This window comes from Aeromonas sp. s3, from assembly GCF_040907805.1.
Classification (GTDB): Bacteria; Pseudomonadota; Gammaproteobacteria; order Enterobacterales; family Aeromonadaceae; genus Aeromonas; species Aeromonas dhakensis.
In genome coordinates this window covers 185,658-203,674 of the sequence record NZ_JBFOCQ010000034.1, presented here as the reverse complement: position 1 = coordinate 203,674, position 18,017 = coordinate 185,658, and the positions used below count along the sequence as shown (strand labels likewise).

Annotated in this window: 20 protein-coding genes; 18 read left to right on the top strand and 2 right to left on the bottom strand. The window is 55.9% G+C overall.

The window, feature by feature from the left end:
* The first annotated feature begins 7 nt into the window (after nt 1-7).
* Genes fgIL through AB5Y98_RS21695 form a run of 5 tightly spaced genes read left to right on the top strand, consistent with a single transcriptional unit; the run spans nt 8 to nt 4,773 of the window.
* A complete protein-coding gene (gene fgIL, locus AB5Y98_RS21715) occupies nt 8-1,114 on the top strand; it encodes a lateral flagellar basal body P-ring FlgIL (protein ID WP_005305784.1) in 1,107 nt (368 codons plus the stop codon).
* A gap of 8 nt (nt 1,115-1,122) precedes the next feature.
* A complete protein-coding gene (locus AB5Y98_RS21710; protein WP_005305782.1) occupies nt 1,123-1,521 on the top strand; it encodes a rod-binding protein in 399 nt (132 codons plus the stop codon).
* Complete coding sequence (gene lfgK / locus AB5Y98_RS21705; protein ID WP_005305779.1) at nt 1,521-2,840, top strand: lateral flagellar hook-associated protein LfgK; 1,320 nt, start codon at nt 1,521-1,523, stop codon at nt 2,838-2,840. The genes AB5Y98_RS21710 and lfgK overlap by 1 nt, the downstream gene beginning before the upstream one ends.
* 10 nt (nt 2,841-2,850) lie before the next feature.
* Nucleotides 2,851-3,750, top strand: coding sequence for a lateral flagellar hook-associated protein LfgL (gene lfgL / locus AB5Y98_RS21700; protein WP_005305776.1), 900 nt, complete (start codon nt 2,851-2,853; stop codon nt 3,748-3,750).
* A gap of 21 nt (nt 3,751-3,771) precedes the next feature.
* Nucleotides 3,772-4,773 (top strand): hypothetical protein, encoded by a 1,002-nt coding sequence (locus AB5Y98_RS21695; protein WP_368232916.1) that lies wholly within the window; start codon nt 3,772-3,774, stop codon nt 4,771-4,773.
* Nucleotides 4,774-4,830: 57 nt separating this feature from the next.
* On the opposite strand, the gene fliB is transcribed toward AB5Y98_RS21695, so the two are convergent.
* The gene (gene fliB / locus AB5Y98_RS21690) at nt 4,831-5,994 is read right to left on the bottom strand and encodes a flagellin lysine-N-methylase (RefSeq protein WP_336291154.1); all 1,164 of its coding nucleotides are present in this window, start codon (nt 5,992-5,994) and stop codon (nt 4,831-4,833) included.
* Nucleotides 5,995-6,203: 209 nt separating this feature from the next.
* On the opposite strand from fliB, the gene lafA (AB5Y98_RS21685) reads away from it, so the two are divergent.
* From lafA (AB5Y98_RS21685) to lafU, 10 genes are all read left to right on the top strand, one after another.
* Entirely contained in the window at nt 6,204-7,067 is an 864-nt protein-coding gene (lafA, locus tag AB5Y98_RS21685; protein ID WP_005305766.1) for a lateral flagellin LafA, read from the top strand.
* Nucleotides 7,068-7,242: 175 nt separating this feature from the next.
* A complete protein-coding gene (gene lafA, locus AB5Y98_RS21680; RefSeq protein WP_005305763.1) occupies nt 7,243-8,106 on the top strand; it encodes a lateral flagellin LafA in 864 nt (287 codons plus the stop codon).
* Between the two features lie 114 nt (nt 8,107-8,220).
* The gene (gene lafB, locus AB5Y98_RS21675) at nt 8,221-9,504 is read left to right on the top strand and encodes a lateral flagellar capping protein LafB (RefSeq protein ID WP_336291173.1); all 1,284 of its coding nucleotides are present in this window, start codon (nt 8,221-8,223) and stop codon (nt 9,502-9,504) included.
* 54 nt (nt 9,505-9,558) lie between these two features.
* Nucleotides 9,559-9,951: a lateral flagellar export chaperone LafC gene (gene lafC, locus AB5Y98_RS21670; RefSeq protein ID WP_026141638.1), complete on the top strand. Its 393-nt coding sequence runs from the start codon at nt 9,559-9,561 to the stop codon at nt 9,949-9,951.
* A 108-nt stretch (nt 9,952-10,059) separates the two neighbouring features.
* Nucleotides 10,060-10,413 carry a LafX gene (locus tag AB5Y98_RS21665; RefSeq protein ID WP_244364957.1) on the top strand — a complete coding sequence of 118 codons (354 nt, stop codon included), beginning with the start codon at nt 10,060-10,062 and terminating at the stop codon, nt 10,411-10,413.
* A complete protein-coding gene (lafE, locus tag AB5Y98_RS21660; protein ID WP_336291153.1) occupies nt 10,410-11,522 on the top strand; it encodes a lateral flagellar hook-length control protein LafE in 1,113 nt (370 codons plus the stop codon). The genes AB5Y98_RS21665 and lafE overlap by 4 nt, the downstream gene beginning before the upstream one ends.
* Nucleotides 11,523-11,558: 36 nt before the next feature.
* On the top strand, nt 11,559-12,017 hold the full coding sequence (gene lafF / locus AB5Y98_RS21655) for a lateral flagellar basal body-associated protein LafF (protein ID WP_005305747.1): 459 nt from the start codon (nt 11,559-11,561) through the stop codon (nt 12,015-12,017).
* 7 nt (nt 12,018-12,024) lie between these two features.
* Complete coding sequence (gene lafS / locus AB5Y98_RS21650; protein ID WP_005305744.1) at nt 12,025-12,738, top strand: lateral flagellar system RNA polymerase sigma factor LafS; 714 nt, start codon at nt 12,025-12,027, stop codon at nt 12,736-12,738.
* Between the two features lie 47 nt (nt 12,739-12,785).
* On the top strand, nt 12,786-13,643 hold the full coding sequence (lafT, locus tag AB5Y98_RS21645; protein WP_005305741.1) for a lateral flagellar motor stator protein LafT: 858 nt from the start codon (nt 12,786-12,788) through the stop codon (nt 13,641-13,643).
* Nucleotides 13,643-14,590 (top strand): lateral flagellar motor protein LafU, encoded by a 948-nt coding sequence (lafU, locus tag AB5Y98_RS21640; protein WP_005305739.1) that lies wholly within the window; start codon nt 13,643-13,645, stop codon nt 14,588-14,590. Before lafT ends, lafU begins: the two co-directional genes overlap by 1 nt.
* Before the next feature lie 380 nt (nt 14,591-14,970).
* Here the strand turns inward: lafU and AB5Y98_RS21635 are convergent, their stop codons facing one another.
* A complete protein-coding gene (locus tag AB5Y98_RS21635) occupies nt 14,971-15,825 on the bottom strand; it encodes a lytic transglycosylase domain-containing protein (protein ID WP_368232913.1) in 855 nt (284 codons plus the stop codon).
* A gap of 257 nt (nt 15,826-16,082) precedes the next feature.
* On the opposite strand from AB5Y98_RS21635, the gene AB5Y98_RS21630 reads away from it, so the two are divergent.
* The 3 genes from AB5Y98_RS21630 to rsmH all read left to right on the top strand — a co-directional run bounded on the left by AB5Y98_RS21630 (nt 16,083) and on the right by rsmH (nt 18,017).
* Complete coding sequence (locus tag AB5Y98_RS21630; RefSeq protein ID WP_005305733.1) at nt 16,083-16,379, top strand: hypothetical protein; 297 nt, start codon at nt 16,083-16,085, stop codon at nt 16,377-16,379.
* Between the two features lie 240 nt (nt 16,380-16,619).
* Nucleotides 16,620-17,078, top strand: a complete 459-nt coding sequence (gene mraZ / locus AB5Y98_RS21625; RefSeq protein WP_005305730.1) for a division/cell wall cluster transcriptional repressor MraZ — start codon at nt 16,620-16,622, stop codon at nt 17,076-17,078.
* A complete protein-coding gene (rsmH, locus tag AB5Y98_RS21620; RefSeq protein WP_019839161.1) occupies nt 17,079-18,017 on the top strand; it encodes a 16S rRNA (cytosine(1402)-N(4))-methyltransferase RsmH in 939 nt (312 codons plus the stop codon).

Genomic DNA, 18,017 nt, shown 5'->3' with positions numbered 1-18,017 from the left:
GTCTCACATGAACAGATGGTTTATCGCCCTGCTTTGCCTCTGCCTGCCCTGGTGGGCCAATGCCGCGGCACCGGCCAAGCGCGCCTTGCTGGATATTGCCGATGTACAGGGCATGCGGGCCAATCAGCTGGTTGGCTACGGACTGGTGGTGGGCTTGTCCGGCACGGGTGACAAGAGCCAGGTCAAGTTCACTGGCCAGTCGATGGCCAACATGCTCAAGCAATTCGGGGTTCAGCTGCCAGATGACATCGATCCAAAACTCAAGAACGTTGCTGCAGTCTCGGTTCAAGCAAACCTGCCTGCTTTGGCTGGCAAGGGACAGATGGTGGATGTAACGGTCACCTCGATCGGGGATGCCAAGAGCCTGCGCGGCGGCTCGCTGTTGTTGACGCCACTGCGCGGCATCGATGGTGAGGTGTATGCTGTTGCCCAGGGGAATCTGGTAGTGGCTGGGGTCAAGGCCGAGGGGCAGTCTGGCTCGTCAGTAACCATCAATGTGCCGACCGCAGGGATCATTCCCAACGGCGCCATCATAGAGCGCGAAGTGGCCAGCAACTTTGCAGAAAAGCCTGAAGTGACGCTCAATCTGCACCAGCCCAATTTCAAGACCGCCCGCAATGTGGAGCGGGAGATCAACCGTCAGCTGGGGCCGGTTGCCAGAGCGGTCAGTGCGGGGCGGATCCAGGTGGCGGCACCCAAGGACGAGAGCCAACGGATCTCGTTCATGGCGCTGCTGCAGGACATTCAGGTCGACATGGGCAAGGAGCGGCCTCGAGTCGTTTTCAACAGCCGGACCGGAACCGTGGTTATGGGCCAAGGAGTCAAGGTTCACAAAGCAGCGGTCAGTCATGGTAGTTTGACGGTGACTATTGGCGAGAGCCAGACAGTCAGTCAGCCCAATGCCTTCTCTAATGGACAGACCACCACGACCCCCAACTCGAAAATCCAGGTGGATCGCGAACGAAACAATATGTTTGTCTGGCCGGATGGCACCTCACTGGAGGTGATCGTCAAGGCAGTCAACTCGCTCGGGGCAACTCCCGATGATGTCATGGCCATCCTACAAGCACTCGATGAGGCTGGAGCCCTCGAGGGAGAGCTGGTGGTCATCTAAGGATCTCTATGACCAGAATAACCACGGAACCTGGGTTTTATCAGGATCTCAACGAACTGCAGCAGATAAAGAGCAACCCGGATCAGCGTGCCGCACTGGATGCGGCCGCCGGCCAATTTGAAGTGAGCTTTCTGCAAACCGTACTCAAGCACATGCGCTCAGCCTCCGATGCGATGCAGGATGAGGATGACAAGCTCATCAAGGGCCAGGAGCTCTATCGCGACATGTATGACAGCCAGTTGGCGATGAGCATGGTCAAGCGCGGCGGCATCGGGTTGAAAGAGCAGATGGTCAGCCAATTGGCGCCGACATTAAAGAATGCCGAGTCGGTGGTCGCTTCAGAACAGCAGACCCTGGCTGCCTTCAGTCAGCCTCTGAATTCGGCAAAAATGAGGAAAGTTGACTGATGTCGCTGCTCAATATCGGTTTTAGCGGACTTAACTCGGCCCAGATCGCGTTAAATATCACCGCCCAGAATATCGCCAACGTCAATACCATCGGCTATAGCCGCCAGGAAGCCATGATGGGCAGCCTGTCCGGTTTTGGCCGGCTGGATAATGGCCAGGGGGTTGAGGTAACCGGTGTTCGCAGGATCACGGATGACTATCTGGTCTCCCAACATTGGCGCAGCCGCTCTGCAACTGGCGCCTCTTACTCTTTCCATCAATACATCAATACCACCGAGCAACTGCTGGGCAGCGAGTCAATGAACATCGCCAAGGGGCTGGACAGCTTCTTCGCCTCCCTGAGTGCGGCGCTCGACAGCCCGGAAACACCGGCACAGCGCAGTCAGATCGTCAGCTCGGCGGGGGCACTGGCCAACCGTTTTGGCCAATTGAATGAAAGCATGCTGACCCAGGAGAAGCAGATCGATGATCAGCTCAACAGTACCGTGTCTCAGGTCAACAGCTATCTGAAACAGGTTGCCGAGCTGAACACCCAGATCAGCGAGCAGGCGTCCAAGGGCGTTAATACCTCGGTGCTGGAAGACAGTCGCGAGCAGATCGTACGTGAGCTGTCGACCTTCATGGAAGTGCGGGTCAACCGGCAAAGTGATGGTTCGTTCTCACTGAGCCTGCCTCAGGGTCAGCCTCTGGTGCTGGCAGGCAGTAGCAGTACACTCTCGCTGGCGGGTGACAAGCTCAGTCTCAGCTTCGGTCCACAATCGTTCGATATTCCCAAGCTGCATGGCGGTAGCCTGGCGGGGGTTATGGAATATCGGACGACAGTTCTGCGTCCGCTGCGTGACGAGCTCAACCAGATCGCGAAAAAACTGGCGGATGATTTCAATGCCAAGCAGGGTGGGGGTGTCGACTTGCATGGTAATCCGGGCAAGCCGCTCTTCACCTACGATCCCCTCAACCCGTCCGGCACGCTGAAGATTGCCGATGGCTTCACTGGCGATGACCTCGCCTTTGCCAAGGCCGGCGGCGGCAGCGGTGACAACCGTAATCTGCAGGATCTGTTGACCATCAAGGATGATCAATATGATGCCTACAGCGCCTTGCTAGGCCGGATGGCGGTACAAAGTGGTCAGGCCAAGGCCACCATGACGGCGGATGCCAATATGGAAAAGCAGCTGGCCACCAAGCTGAGTAGCGTCAGCGGGGTCAACACGGATGAGGAAGGGATCAAGATCATGGCCTACACCAAGGCGTATCAGGCCAACGCCAAGGTGATCAGCACTTCGGAGCAACTTTTCACCTCCATCCTGAACATGTTCTAACGGAGCGATCATGCGCATCAGTACCAACCAGATTCAACTCAGCATGCTCGACAACCTGCAGTATGGTTTCGGTGAATATGCTCGCCTCGATCGTCAGATCTCCACCAACAAGCGCATTCTGCAACCCTCGGATGATCCGGTAGGGAGTGTGCGCCTGCTCGGTCTGAAGAAAGAGCAAGTGGCCATGGAGCAGTATCAGAAGAACATTGCCAATGCCAAAAGTCAGCTCTCTCAAGGGGAGATCCAGCTCGACACCATGACCAACATGCTGAGTCGATTGCGCGATCTGACCCAGACTGCAGCCAATGGCTCCCTTTCGGAAGATGATCGTCGGGCAGTCTCCAGCGAGTTGGCCATCATCAAAGATGGCTTGCTGGATCTAGCCAATGCCCGTAACGAGAGTGGATCCACTTTGTTCAGTGGCAGCCAGGTAGATAAGACCGCCATAGTGAAAGACCCTGGTGGTAATTATGTCTATCAGGGAGATAATCTGGTGCGCGAGGTCAGTATTGCCAAGGGAGTCACGGTGGAGCTTAATCAGACCGCCGACAAGCTGTTCATCCAGAACGGGGATTTCTTCAAGCAGTTAGATGACATGGTGGCCGCTTTCGACAGCGGTGCTGCGGACTCTGCCGATCAGGCCAGGGCCATGCTGGATCGCAGTCTGACCCTGCAAGATGACATCAGCCAGATGGTCAGCACTATTGGTGCCCGCATCAATCTGCTCGATCAGGTGGATGAAGGGCATGCGGAGAAGAGTGTCTATAGCAAGGAAGTGAGTAATCAGATAGAGTCCCTCGACTATGCCAGTGCCGTCACCCAGCAGGCCCATGTGCTGATGGCTCTGCAAGTGCAACAGCAGGCCTTTGCCAAGGTCAATGGCCTGAGCCTCTTCAATTACATGCCATAAGTCCAGTTTCAGGGAGCCATGATGCAGATTCAACAAACCCGTTTGGGTGGCGTGGCTGAAACGCCAGCCCAGCCCAGACTGCGCGGGCGCGTGACTGCTCAGAGTGCGTCCCAGCCAACCAGCAAAACGGAACGTCATCCCAATATTGTCCGGCTGGATCGCTGGGCCCTGATCGGTACGGCGCAGCAGCGGATCGCCCACGCTCAGGGGGGGGAACAGGCACTGAGCCAGATCTGGGGTGAATTGAAGCGTCTCGAGCAGCAGCTTGGCCAAAATCGTGCTGTGAGCGGCGATCTGGTATCACGCTTAAAGCTGCTGGAAGAGAAGTTGACCCAGCCCCAGGCCCCGCTGACCACAGAGTTGAAGCCCCGTTTGCTGGCATCAGCAGGGGAGAGCCGGGTGAGTTATGGCTCGGAGCGGCTCGACCTGCTGAGCCCCAAGGCGAGTGCCGAGCGCCTGATCTTTTCCTTCCCACAGACCAGCAGTGCCGTCGAAGTGATGTTGCCTGCCGGATCCAGTGAAGCGGAAGTGGTTACCCGGCTGGATCGGACTCTGCGTAAAGAACATATCCAGGTCCGACTGAATGAGCTGGGTAAGCTCGAATTGACTGTACCTGAGCTGCATCGACGCAAACTGGATGAACCGGTTCTGCTCAGCGGTGAGGGGATCCGGATTCCGGCCGGCAATCCCGTTCCGGTGCAGTTCAAACCTAAGCCAGGGCAGTTAACCCAGTTGGGGGAAGGCATCGAAAAGGGAGAGTTCAAGCAGGAGCAACAGCGCCTGAAGCGCTTGTTGGGTGAGATTGAGCAATCCGTTCGCGAGTTGAAACAGTTTCGCCAGCGCATGGTCAGGCAGCTTGACCGGGTCAAGACGCGTAGCCAGAACCTCAAGCAGGAAGAGCTTGAACAGTTGCAAGGCAAGCTCAGCCAGCAGCTCAAGGATGGTGGCTTCATGGGCACCATGGCTGGTCTGCTGGCCCAGGCCAATGTGTCGCGCCAGAACGTGGTGGCCCTGCTGACCTGAGGCCGGAAGAGGTGATCGAATTGAGAAACCGCCAGCACTTTGCTGGCGGTTTTTATTTCAAGGCTTGAGGAGGGCGTAGAGGCTCAGATCCGACGCAAAACCAGACTCACTCAATCCCTGTTCTATGGTTTTGATAAAGCCAGCATTGTGTTGGCGTATGGTGTGATAGCTGTAGAACAAGTTGATGATGTCCTGCTCCTCCAGCTCTTTCTCCATGGCCAGCAGGCACAGATAGCTGCGCAGCAGGAAGAAATCGATGACCAGCAACTGATAGGCTTGGGCCGGGGTGTTCTGCTGTTGCGGAAAGTTATGGTGATACACGTAGTAGAGCAGGTAGTTGTTCATGATCTGGGGACGAGCCGACAGGAAGGGTGATACCTTTTCATACCAGGCCTGCTGCAGTCGTGAGAGTTTCGTCTCGTCATAAACCCCTTCCAGCAGGCGGTTGATATTGTCAAGACAGCCTTGCATGGTCTGCCGTCCACGCCTTCCTTGTGAGTAGGCCAGCAATTGATGAGTTATGGTTCGCAACCCCCACCACTGCAACCGCGGCAAGACCGGCAATTGTTCGAACATGCTGAGGAGTTCTCCCCGCTCGGCCAGCACGGCCACCTGCTCCAGGAAGGCTTCGTGTGACAGCTGTGCGGGATCCCGATGGATCAGCATGCCAATGAGCCACAGCCGTACTTCGACGGGAACCTCCGTAGCAGCCAGCACATGGATGCTCAGGCTGTGCAGAGTCGCCATGGCGGTAGATGGAGGAGATACGAACGGCAGGCGTTGCTCCAGCTCGGTGACCTCAGTCTGCATTGCCATGGGATCAAGCAATAACTGCCGGCTGACCTCGGGGCATGAGAGCATCAGGGATTTCCTGACCTGATTGCCGATGCGTGAGTGGGATCTTGGATAGGTTTTGCAGGTATGGCTCAGCGCCTCAGCACCGGCCTTGCTGTGGATCTGGCAAAGACGGTTTTCATCAAGGAAGGGGCAGGCTCCCTGCTCGTCAAGCTGGATCTCTCCCCAATGTTCATTGCTCTGTTTGACCTTGCGGATATGCAATTTGCTGAGGGACTGGACTGTGGGGTCCGGGTGTCTCTCATAGTTTCTAAAGGTCAATTTGTCGATGCTGATGGTCCAGCTATGACAGCAGTTGTCCTCGCAGCGATCTCCGATGCACTGGAAATGTTTAACAAAGTGAGGGGTATAGAGAGAGGCTGCCATGTCGCGGTCCGGTAAAGAGAGGTGCTGTGATAAAAGCAATAACCATGCCGAATACTCTCACTCTGTTACAGAGATCGTGGACTATGCAGGGGAGAAGGAAGCGCAAAAAAATATGCGTCAAGCTGTCTACATTTCTGCGAGAAAGAGGTCGCCTATATCTGATGTCAACCTAACAGGCTGCAGTGCAGCGTCATATCGAGGAATACATCATGGGCTTGTCCATTCATACCAACTTCGCTTCTCTGACCACTCAGAGCCAGCTCAATACCACCAACAAGATGCTGGGCACTGCCATGCAGCGTCTGGGCACCGGTCTGCGCATCAACTCTGCAGCCGATGACGCTGCCGGTCTGCAGATGGCCACTCGTCTGCAATCACAGTCCAGCGGCCAGAAAGTCGGCATGCGCAACTCCCAGGATGCCATTTCCATGATGCAGACCGGTGAAGGTGCCATGGACGAAATGAGCAATATCGTTCAGCGCATGAAGGATCTGGCTACCCAGTCTGCGAACGGCACCAGCACCGCTGAAGACCGCAAGGCCATGGATGCTGAATTCACCGAGCTGCGCGCCGAGCTGGACAACATCACCAATAACACCACCTTCGGCGGACAAGAACTGCTCAAGACCGGCAAGGGTTTCCAGGAAGATGTGACCTTCCAAATCGGCGGTACCGGTGCCGAGAAACTGGAGCTGAAAAAGACTGGTACCCTGGCCAAAGCGCTGGCAGAAGTTGTAGGAACTGGCAAGGGCACTGACGGTGCCGCCGTCAAGGTAGGTATCGGCGATCAGGCCAAGGCTACCGCTTCCATGGCCGAACTGGACACTTTCTCCCAGAAGATCGGTGAGTCCCGTTCTGCTTTCGGTGCCAACATCAACCGTCTGGAACATACCGTCAACAACCTCTCCAACATGAAAGAGAACACCGATCTGGCGAACGGCCGCATCATGGATGCCGACTTCGCCCAGGAGAGCACCAACATGACCAAGAACCAGATGTTGATGCAGGCCGGCATGTCCGTGCTGTCCAACTCCAATCAGATGACCGGTATGGTGACTTCCCTACTGCGTTAATCCAGGTGGCACTCATCCCATCTCTGGATGAGTGCCTTCTTCCCTCTGTTCTTCTCCCTTCTTTCCGCTTTTCCGCATATTTTCCCGCTCTCCATTCAAGTCTTGGCCGATTCCTGTCGCTTCTTATTCCTATAAGGGTTACCTGCTGCATCGCAGCTTTTTTGAGGAGTAAATCATGGGTTTGTCCATTCACACCAATTTCGCTTCCCTGACCACTCAGAGCCAGTTGAATTCCACCAACAAGATGCTGAGCACTGCCATGCAACGTCTGGGCACCGGTCTGCGCATCAACTCCGCCGCCGATGACGCCGCCGGTCTGCAGATGGCTACCCGCCTGCAATCCCAGTCCAGCGGCCAGAAAGTAGGCATGCGCAACTCTCAGGATGCCATCTCAATGATGCAGACTGGTGAAGGCGCCATGGATGAGATGAGCAATATCGTTCAGCGCATGAAGGATCTGGCTACTCAGTCTGCGAACGGCACCAGCACCGCTGACGATCGCAAGGCGATGAATGCCGAGTTCAGCGAACTGCGCGCTGAGCTGGACAACATCACCAACAACACCACCTTCGGTGGTCAGACTCTGTTGGCAAAGGATCAAGGTTTCCAGAAGGCTGTGACCTTCCAGATCGGTGGCACTGCCGCCGAGAAACTGGAACTGAAGGATGATGGTGCCCTGGCCACCGCCCTCAAGGGGGTGATTGCCGATGACAAAGGTACCAAGGGTACTGCCGTCGCCGCCGGCATCGATGATCAGGCCAAGGCCACCGCCGCCATGGCCGAGCTGGATACCTTCTCCAAGGGGATCGGCGAGGCGCGTTCCGCCTTCGGTGCCAACATCAACCGTCTGGAGCACACGGTCAACAACCTCTCCAACATGAAAGAGAACACCGATCTGGCGAACGGCCGCATCATGGATGCCGACTTTGCTCAGGAGAGCACCAACATGACCAAGAACCAGATGCTGATGCAGGCTGGCATGTCCGTGCTGTCCAACTCCAACCAGATGACCGGCATGGTGACTTCCCTGCTGCGTTAATGTGTTGCCTGGCCACCTCGAGAGGGGTGGCTTTGTTCTTGTTTGTGCGTTGGAAAGCACCGACTCGGTTTTTTCCAACGGGCATGCCACCGATAAGTTGATAGGGATGTAATGATGCAAGTAGATCCGGCCAGCATGGCAATGAAACTGGTAGCCATAGAGCGCCAGAACATGGACAAGTTGCTGAAGAAGCAGTTGGACAGTGTCAAGGGACAGCAGAGTGCCATCAGCACGCTAACCACCAAGCTGTCGACTTTTCAGACCATGCTGAAGGATTTGAACAAGGCGAGCAACCTGCAAGCCCAGAAGGCCACCATGTCTCAAGACGGGGTCATGACGGTCACCAGCAACGGCAAGGCCAGCTCGGGTCAATACAACTTCTTCGTGGAGCAGCTGGCCCAGTCTCATCAGGTGGGGCTGCAGCTCGACAGCGACACCACTCCACTGCCGACCGACGGTGTCTTATCCCTGACGGTCAAGGGCAAGGCTATCGACATCGATCTGGCGACTTTGCCAGCAGGCTCTACTGCCAAGGATTTGGTCTCTCATATCAATAATGCCAAGGACAATCCAGGTGTGAAGGCGACCCTGGTGCGTACCGATGGCAAGGTCAGTATGGTGCTGACCAGCAAGGAGAGCGGGGTGGAGAATGCTATCACTCTGGGTTATAGCGGAGATGCCAGCAATGCTCTGGGTGCGGCTGTTGCCGGTAAGAAGGACATCACCCAGGCACAGGATGCCAAGCTGCGAATGGGGGGAGACAATCCGCTGACCATCACCTCCGCCAGCAACAAGATCGAGAACATCGTCGACGGTCTGACCTTCCAGCTGACCAAGGCCCAGAAGGTGGGAGATGCCCCTCTGATGGTGACCATAGATCAGGACAAAGAGGCTGTGACTGGGTCTCTCAAGAAGTTTGTCGATAGCTATAACGAGCTGATCGATGAGCTGGCCAAGATGACTTCCAGCGACCCCAAGGCGCCGGGTGCCCTCTCCTCTGATAGCGGGGTGCGCAGTCTCAAGAGCGCTCTGTCTCGCAGTGTGCGGGATCTGCCGGATGGGCTCAGCCTCAGCAGTCTCGGCATTAAGACCGATAAGACGGGCAAGCTCTCCTTCAACGAAACCGACTTCAACAAGGCGCTGGAGAAGGATCCTGAACTGCTCGGCAAGGCACTGATGGGCGATGATGGTTTGCTCAAGCGGATGAGCAATTCGCTCGATCCTTACACCAAGCGAGATGGTGCTCTCAAAGGTCGAAAGACCGGTCTGGAGGCGACCGAGAAGCGGGTGAACGAGCGGATGGAGGCATTGGACCGTCGCATGGAATCCGCGTATAAGCGCTACCTCAATCAGTTCACCACCATGAACCAGATGATGCAGACCATGGGTGCTATCTAAACCGGCACGTTTCCTGCTGTTTGCAGCATCTTATCCGGAACAAGCGAGTTGTACATGTTTGAAGATCAAGATGGCTACGATGCCTACCAATTCGCCGCTACCCAGGCCAAGGCGGCGAGTGCGGACCCACATCAGCTGGTGCTGATGTTGATGGATGGGCTGCTCGATGAAATGGCCCGCGCGGAAGGCCATATTCTGGCCAAGCAGTTTGAGCGCAAAGGGCAAGCGATCAACAAATGCCTGCAGATCCTGGGTGGACTGGACAGTGCATTGGATATGGAGAAGGGCGGGGAGCTTGCTGTCAACCTGCATCGTCTCTACGACTACTGTGGTCAGCGCCTGTTTGAAATCAGTGTGTCAAACGATGTGGCTGGGTTCGCCGAAGTGCGTCGTATCCTGCTGGAACTGAAGGAAGGTTGGGAAGCAATGGCGCGTCATCCTCGCTAATGCGGAAGTGATGCTTCCTTCTTTTCCCGGCCTGATCCCTGGCCATTCTCATAAATTCCTGAATTTCTCAGCTGGCCTGCTCCTTGCTTGCTGGCAAGGTCATTTTAATTGGGGGCCATCACCATGTCGGTAACCGGAACTAAGCAACTTACTGCAGAGCATGAGACCCGCCAGCGCCAGCTGCTGGGGTTGGGACGCCTGATATTGCAGCAGGCCCGAGCCGGTCAGTGGGATGCAGTTCGTTTGGCTGATAGTCGATTGTCCCAGTTCATCCAGCATATGCTGGGGCAGCCAGAATTATGGGACGCCATGCAACCTGCCAGGGATCAGGTGCGATCCTGGCAGCAGGAGGCTCTGCTGCTCTGTCAGCAAGAAACGGCCTTGCGTAAACGGGAATGGCAGGCGCTGTCCCAGAAGCGGGAAGGGTTGCAAGCTTATGGCGAGGTTCAGGAATGGGCATGATTCAATTCCCCGGCCTTGATGGCGTGGCTGCGCTTGATTCCGCTGGATTCAGTCGTCTTTCCCGGCAGCCTGATGGTCAGGGGGATACATACCAACCGCTGGACCTGCCATTCATGGAAGAGCTGGTGGCAATGCCTTTGCCAACTGAAACTATCGATGAAAAAGATCCGAGTGTGACTGATGAGCCGCGAGATGATGCTGCCGAACAGTTGGATTCTTTTAACAACCTGCCCCCCGTTTTCCTTTTGTCCGATGATGCTTCGCGACTGTCGATGCTACGCCAGGCCCAGCCGGTAGTCGTGACGACTGATGACAGGGAGGGGGCGGTCCGACAAGGCGGCTCATCAGCCGCCTCGGCAGTATTGCGAGCCCTGTCAACCTATGGTCGTTCTGACTACAGCCGAGTAGTTGGGGAGGCAGTAGGTTCTCAACATGAAAATAGAATGCTTGTATCCAGCACGGATGTATCCAACCGTATGGGCATACAGTCTGCTGGACAGATGGGGATACAGCCTGCTGGACAGGCAATGGAACCGGAACCGGTATTGCGTGACAAGGTGATTGCTAGTGTGCCGCCCCTGATTGCAAGCGATGGCGCAGGTGAACGTGAATCCACCGTTGCAGACTTGAAAGGTGTGTTCAGCAATCTGGCGACTGCGGTGGCACCCAAACCGGCAGAATATCAATGGGCCCCCGTCAAGTTGGCCGACAATCCCGTTCAATGGGGACAGCAACTGCTCGATGTGTTGAAAGACAAGGTTGAGCTGCAGGTCAATCAGCAGGTCAAGCAGGCCCACATCCGGCTTGATCCCCCCGAACTGGGTCGGCTCGAATTGACCGTGCGTCTGGAGGGGGATCGTCTCAATGTCCAGCTGAACGTAACCAACCCTGCGGTGCGTGAAGCACTGATCCAGTCGATGGAGCGCCTGCGGATGAGCCTGTCTCCCCATCATGCGGGGGGAGTCGAAGTCAACGTGGGCCAGGGTGGTGAGAGAGAGCAGCAGGATAAATGGCAACAGCAGCAGATCATGGCTGGACGACGGCAGTGGCAGGAAGAGTTCGAGCCAAGCGATGGCAATGGACGAGACTGGCTGAATACCCTGGTTTGATTTTTTATCCGGCAATAACGAGAGTGATTTCATATTATGCGGCGAGTCGTTAAGTGGTTGATGATGGGCGTGATGGCACTGTGCCTGTTGGCTGTGCTGGCTTATGGGGCCTATCTGAAGCGAGATCTGGTTGCCGTGTGGCTGGGATTGGCTGAGCCAAAACCCGAGCTCAGTACTACCCCGCTGTTCAAACCGATGGAACGCTTTGTCATTAGTCTGGAAGGTGGTGTGGAATCCCATTATCTCGTGCTTGAACTGGCACTGGTGACCCACAATCCGGCTCAGCTCAACTCGCTCAATGAACTGACGCCACTGATCCGCAATGCGATGGTGCAATATTTCAGTCACCGTACCCACGATGATGTGAAGAAAGAGCTGCAGAACATCACTGCATTGCAAAGCTCTTTGCTGGGCAAGCTGGTCACCACGCTGCAAAGCTATGGCTACAAGACCTATCTGGATGAGGTGTTGATTACCAAGGTCCTGGTTCAGTAGCGACGTCATGATGGATATCGACTGGGATAGCCCGCAAGAATTTGTTTCCTCTCCCCCCCGCACGGGCGAACAGGCCATTCTGACCCGTTATCTGCCACTGGTTAAACGGGCTGCCAGCCATTTGCGCAGTCAGGTTTCCGCCTGCTTCGACCAGGAAGACATGGAACAGGTGGGCATGATGGGTCTGCTGGAAGCCTGGCGTCGTTATGACAGTGAGCCGGATGCCCAGTTCGAAAGCTACGCCTTCAAACGGATCCGTGGGGCCATGCTGGATGAACTGCGTCGCCTGGATTGGCGCCCCCGTCAGTTGCGTCAGCAGGTGCATAGCCACAATCAAACCCAGCGAGAGTTGCACAACCGGCTTGGACGTCCTCCGTCGGAACTGGAGCTGGCCACCGCATTGGAGTGCACCATTGAAGAAGTGCGCCAACTGGCTTATGCCAGTCAGGCCGAGGCCTTGCAGAGCCTGGAAGAGTGGCTGGAAAATGGTGGCAAGGCTCCGACCACGGAATCCGATGATGTCGACATGGCGATGACTATCAGCAAGGTGCTGACCTCGCTGGACAAGCGCGAGCAGCTGCTGCTCTCCCTCTACTATCAGCAAGAACTGAACATGAAAGAGATTGCCCTGGTGCTGGGGCTGACGGAATCTCGGGTTTGTCAGTTGCACAAGCAGTGTGTTCTACAGCTCAAGCAACGTTTGGTCGACTCCATATACTAACGCCTCGCCACTAGTGGTGAGGCTCATTGAATTCTGCGGGAGCATTCATGCAAAAACAGATAGGCCTTGGCGTCATTTTCATTTGTGTGCTGGGCGGTTTCATGATGGCGGGCGGCAACCCAGTTGCTTTGTGGCAACCAGCCGAGTTGATCATCATCATTGGGGCCGCGGCAGGCTCCATGTTCCTGGGTAATTCGAAGGAGGTGATGCACGAGATGTGGCGGCAGATGAAACAATGCTTCAAATCCAACAAGGAGGAGAAGGAGGTTTATCGCGAGTTGCTGACACTGATGCATCAATTGCTGGAAGAGACCCGCAACAAGGGCATGAAGGCACTGGATGAGCATATCGAGAACCCGCAGCAGAGTTCTGTCTTCCTGATGTATCCACAGATTTCGGAAGATCCGCAGTTACTGGGTTTCATCATCGACAACTTGCGTTTGCTGGGTATGGGCAAGATCACCCCGCATGAACTTGATACCGTGCTGGAGCAGGAGATCATGGCGATCGAGGAAGACATGCTCAAGCCGGCACATGCTCTGCACAAGACCGGAGAAGCCTGCCCCGGGTTTGGTATCCTGGCGGCGGTGATGGGGATCATCATCACCATGCAGCAGTTGGATGGCCCTCTGAGCAATATCGGAGTGCATGTTGCTGCCGCACTGGTCGGCACCTTTATCGGTATCTTCCTCTGTTACTGCCTGCTGGAGCCCATCAGCAATGCCATGGAAGAGATGGTCAAGCGCCGGATCGGGCTGCTGATGTGCATCAAATCCATCCTGATTGCCCAGTTACGTGGCAAGACGCCGCTGATTTCCGTCGATTCAGGTCGCAAGATGCTGGAGCCTGACGTGAAGCCCAGTTTCCTTGAACTGGAAGACTGGGTAACGAACAGGGCCATGTAATGCGTAATCACGAGCAGATCATCATCAAGCGCCAGCAGCGGCGCAGCAGCGGCCCCAAAGGGGGAGGGGCCTGGAAAGTCGCCTTTGCCGATTTTACTTTGGCGATGATGGCATTTTTCATGGTGCTATGGATCCTGGCTGTCTCCAGTCAGGAGGAGCGAGAAGTCGTCGCCAGCCGCTTGCGTGATTACAGCATCATGGACAGTGAGGCCAACCCGTTCGACATCAGCAATAGTCCCTATCCGGTAGATCTGGGTGGCAACCCATCTGTACTGGAGGAGCTAAGCCCGAAATTTGTGGAGCAGGGGCAGCGCATGCCGAGACACATGCAGCGAGATCGCAGCATCTTTTCTGATGGCGCCAGTGGTGGGTATGAGAGCCTGCTGGCCGGCAAGATTGAAGGGGAAGCCCAGATGAAGCAGCTGGCCGGCTTCATTGGTTCTCTGGCCGAGCAGATGCAGGCCAAAAATAATCTGGAGTTGCAGTTGGTACCGCAGGGCCTGCGGATCCTGATCCGTGATGATGACGATCGGGAGATGTACAGCCGGGGTAGTGCCCGTATCAGCCCTTTCTTCCGGCACATGCTGATGGCATTGGCACCGATTTTTCAACGGGTTGAAAACCGCATCATGATCTCGGGCCATACCGACAGCACTCCCTTTGCCGGGGACAACTACAGCAACTGGGAGCTCTCCTCGGATCGAGCCATGATGGCTAGACGTGTCTTGCTGGCGGGTGGCATGCCTCCGGAACGAGTGGGACAGGTGGTTGCCATGTCGGATACCATGCTGGAAAACACCGCCGATCCTCGGGGCAGCCAGAACCGTCGAATCGAGCTGTTGATCATGACCAGTCAGGCAGAAAAAAATCTGGAACAGTTGTTCAGTGCACAAACGCAAGCGGCCGTGAAACAGGCCAAGGATGAAACGTCTCATGGACAACCTTGAAGCAGAGCCATCAATATCGACCGAATTCAATGATCCCCGGCGCAAGCTACCCCGCTGGTATCTACATGATGGCACTACGCCCCTGGAGTCACAGAGCTGCGGTATTGCAGCAAGGCTGCTGGTATCGGGTTTGTTGTTTGACAAGAGTATCGGCAGAGCCGTGATCAAGGACATTGGTCCCGGTGGGGTAGGTTTTCTTGCGCCGGCCCGTTTTGTCTTGCCCGAAATAGTTGCCTTATCGCTCTCGCCACGAATTGTGCTGGATTGCCACATCACCCATCGTCGCCCCATCGGACAGTATCTGAGTTTTTATGGTGCCCGCTGGTCGGAGCCCGAGTCAGTCGATTTATCACCGGTATTGAGTCACTGGCGACACTGTTTCATGGTACCAGAGGCGGGCGTTTCGTCTCCAATCCCAGCGGATCCTGCAACGCCTCCAGCCTGACCGAACCCTTGCTCATATCCAGCCCTCTTGCTGCCTGCAACAACAGAGGGTCGTGCAAACTTTCCAGCGACACTGCCTTGTAAAACACCTGCTTGCTGTTTTGGCGTGTCGGTGCAGGAGATCCTCCCCGGCTGTAGACGATGGGACAGTTGGTGACCCCGGGGGCATCGGGAAGCTGCCATGCCGGATTCCAGCGGCTTGCTTCATTCATCGCGACCCCCTTTGCCATGGCCCATTGCAACAGGGAACAACTGCCAGGGTGTGTGGCAACCTGAATATTTTCCCCTGCTTGCCAGGGGGGCAGGGTGATCTGGTGCTGTTCCGACCGGTCAAGCAACTGTGCCAAGGCAATAAAGCGCGCCACATACAGGCGTGTTTCTATAGGCAGTTGCAGCTCCCATATATTTCGGGTGCCTGCATCGAGTACCGCTTTCAAGACTCTCCCTTCCCCTGCGTTATAGGCTGCCAGTGCCAGCAGCCAGTCCTGGCCGAAAAACTGATGAAGCCAGCCGAGATAGGAGAGAGCCGCATCGGTAGCAAGCGGTAGCGAATAGCGCCCATCAAAGCCCGGTTGCATAGGAATGGAAAAGCGTGCAGCTGTATCGGGCATCAGTTGCCAGGGGCCAGCAGCGCCTGCTGCCGATATCACATCTAGCCGATAACTGCTCTCTATCAGTGGTAAAAAGGCCAGCATACGAGGCAACTTGCGAGCGCTGACCTGATCTGCAACCCAGCGGATCATGGGCTGGGACTGTGTCAGTCGTCTTTGCAGGTGATCGCGTTGCTTCAACAGAAACTGTGTTTGCTGAGTGACCAGTTCGGCTCCTTTTCCCTGAATTGGGGTAGGAAAACCAGCCTGCCAGTGATAGTTATGATAAGAATAACAATAGGGAGAGGTCAGTAATAGAACGCTAACTAGCCAACCGAGAGAGCGACTCATGATATGAAGGGGAGGCAAATAGCATTAGAGAATAAAAACATGATGTATCTCAACAGTTTTCGATAATTTTTGTCGACTGTTCATGTGGAATCCAGGACGTGATAAGCATGATAGCACGAGTAAAAAAGACCCCAAAAGCGGGCAAGGCACTCCAGAAGTTTCTACTGTATTTGATTCTCGCCAATTTTGTATTGATGGGGCTTTATGTCATGCATGCCGGGGAACTGGCATTTGGCGTCAATATCCTGCTGACCTTCCTGCTGATTATCTACAATCTTCTGCTTTGCCAGTTGGTATGCCTGCGAGCTCGCCGGGCTGGTGACGGTTATATCATCTACCCCGTGGTTGGGGTCAGCATCATCCTGTGTACCGTGGTACTCTATCGCTTCATTATTTCCCCCTGATTAGAGTGGTCTTCATACTGGTCGTTAATTAATCAATAGTGCCTTCTCGTAAATAAGTTGTGGAAAATCAACTCAGTTAATCCTCGCAGCGAAAATGCTGCGTCAATATGTTCCCCATGCCCGAGATCCTCGCTTGAAAAGCCCTCAGCACGTCCTTAAACTTCAAGGTGGGGAAAAGTGGATCAAAGTGGTTTTTATCGGGCGGTTTGCCCCCTTTAACTCATTTTCAGGGACTGCAATTTGTTGCGTGGTGCGCATGCCATCAGCCTGGACAGCAAGGGACGATTGGCGATTCCGACCAAGTACCGTGATTGGCTGCGCGACGAGAGCGAGGGCCAGCTGGTCTGCACCATCGATATTGCCCACCCCTGTCTGCTGCTTTACCCCCTAAACGAATGGGAAGAGATCGAGCGCAAGCTCAAGACCCTCTCCAGCATGAATCCCCTTGAGCGCCGCCTGCAGCGGCTGTTGCTCGGGCATGCGACCGAATGCGAGCTGGACGGTAATGGCCGTCTGCTGCTCAGCCAGCCACTGCGCAGCCACGCGGGGCTGGACAAGAAAATCATGCTGGTGGGCCAGCTCAACAAATTTGAGCTGTGGGATGAAGCCCGCTGGCAACAACAGGTCAATGACGACATTCAGGGCCTGCCCGAGGATGACTGGGCAAGCTCGCCACGACTACAGGATTTCTCTTTATAAATGACCCAAGCCGCTGAACACATCACAGTGCTGCTGCACGAAGCCGTCGAAGGGCTGGCCATCAAGCCGGACGGCATCTACGTCGACGGTACGTTTGGCCGGGGCGGTCACTCGCGCCTTATCCTGCAGCAGCTGGGCCCCAATGGCCGTCTGATCGCCATCGATCGGGATCCCCAAGCCATCGCCGAAGCGGCCAAGATCCAGGATCCGCGTTTCGAGATCGTGCACGGCCCCTTCTCCGGCATCACCACCTACCTGAGTGAGCGCGGCCTGCTGGGCAAGGTCGACGGCTTCCTGCTGGATCTGGGGGTATCTTCCCCCCAGCTGGACGATGCCGAGCGCGGTTTCAGCTTCATGAAGGACGGTCCGCTCGACATGCGGATGGATCCCACTTCCGGTCAGAGCGCCGCCGAATGGCTGGCCAGGGCCGATGTGGACGACATCGCCTGGGTACTGAAGACCTTTGGCGAGGAGCGCTTTGCCAAGAAGATTGCCCGCGCCATCGTGCATGACCGGGTCACCGAGCCCTATGTCCGCACCCGCCAGCTGGCGGAGATGATCGCCCGGGTCAATCCGAGCAAGGAAAAGGGCAAGCACGCGGCGACCCGCAGCTTCCAGGCCATCCGCATCTACATCAACAGCGAACTGGACGAGATCGAGACCGCACTCAACGGGGCCCTGGAAGTGCTGGCCCCCCACGGCCGCCTCTCCGTCATCAGCTTCCATTCGCTGGAAGACCGGCTGGTGAAGCATTTCATCCGCAAACACGAGAAAGGCCCGGAAGTGCCGCACGGCATTCCGCTGACCGAGGCCCAGCTGGCCGGCGGTCGCAAACTGAAATCGGTCGGCAAGGCGCTCAAGCCTTCCGAGCATGAAGTCAACGAAAACAGCCGGTCACGCAGCTCGGTGCTGCGGGTGGCCCAGCGGCTGGCGGAGTAA

Bases quoted from the DNA above. Each gene is read 5' to 3' on its own strand.
- AB5Y98_RS21710 (WP_005305782.1), top strand. From the start codon at position 1,123: ATGACCAGAATAACCACGGAACCTGGGTTTTATCAGGATCTCAACGAA.
- lafA (WP_005305763.1), top strand. From the start codon at position 7,243: ATGGGTTTGTCCATTCACACCAATTTCGCTTCCCTGACCACTCAGAGC.
- lafC (WP_026141638.1), top strand. From the start codon at position 9,559: ATGTTTGAAGATCAAGATGGCTACGATGCCTACCAATTCGCCGCTACC.
- lfgL (WP_005305776.1), top strand. From the start codon at position 2,851: ATGCGCATCAGTACCAACCAGATTCAACTCAGCATGCTCGACAACCTG.
- lafT (WP_005305741.1), top strand. From the start codon at position 12,786: ATGCAAAAACAGATAGGCCTTGGCGTCATTTTCATTTGTGTGCTGGGC.
- AB5Y98_RS21630 (WP_005305733.1), top strand. From the start codon at position 16,083: ATGATAGCACGAGTAAAAAAGACCCCAAAAGCGGGCAAGGCACTCCAG.
- fgIL (WP_005305784.1), top strand. From the start codon at position 8: ATGAACAGATGGTTTATCGCCCTGCTTTGCCTCTGCCTGCCCTGGTGG.
- lafS (WP_005305744.1), top strand. From the start codon at position 12,025: ATGATGGATATCGACTGGGATAGCCCGCAAGAATTTGTTTCCTCTCCC.
- lafE (WP_336291153.1), top strand. From the start codon at position 10,410: ATGATTCAATTCCCCGGCCTTGATGGCGTGGCTGCGCTTGATTCCGCT.
- lfgK (WP_005305779.1), top strand. From the start codon at position 1,521: ATGTCGCTGCTCAATATCGGTTTTAGCGGACTTAACTCGGCCCAGATC.
- lafU (WP_005305739.1), top strand. From the start codon at position 13,643: ATGCGTAATCACGAGCAGATCATCATCAAGCGCCAGCAGCGGCGCAGC.
- lafA (WP_005305766.1), top strand. From the start codon at position 6,204: ATGGGCTTGTCCATTCATACCAACTTCGCTTCTCTGACCACTCAGAGC.
- fliB (WP_336291154.1), bottom strand. From the start codon at position 5,994: ATGGCAGCCTCTCTCTATACCCCTCACTTTGTTAAACATTTCCAGTGC.
- lafF (WP_005305747.1), top strand. From the start codon at position 11,559: ATGCGGCGAGTCGTTAAGTGGTTGATGATGGGCGTGATGGCACTGTGC.
- rsmH (WP_019839161.1), top strand. From the start codon at position 17,079: ATGACCCAAGCCGCTGAACACATCACAGTGCTGCTGCACGAAGCCGTC.
- lafB (WP_336291173.1), top strand. From the start codon at position 8,221: ATGCAAGTAGATCCGGCCAGCATGGCAATGAAACTGGTAGCCATAGAG.
- AB5Y98_RS21695 (WP_368232916.1), top strand. From the start codon at position 3,772: ATGCAGATTCAACAAACCCGTTTGGGTGGCGTGGCTGAAACGCCAGCC.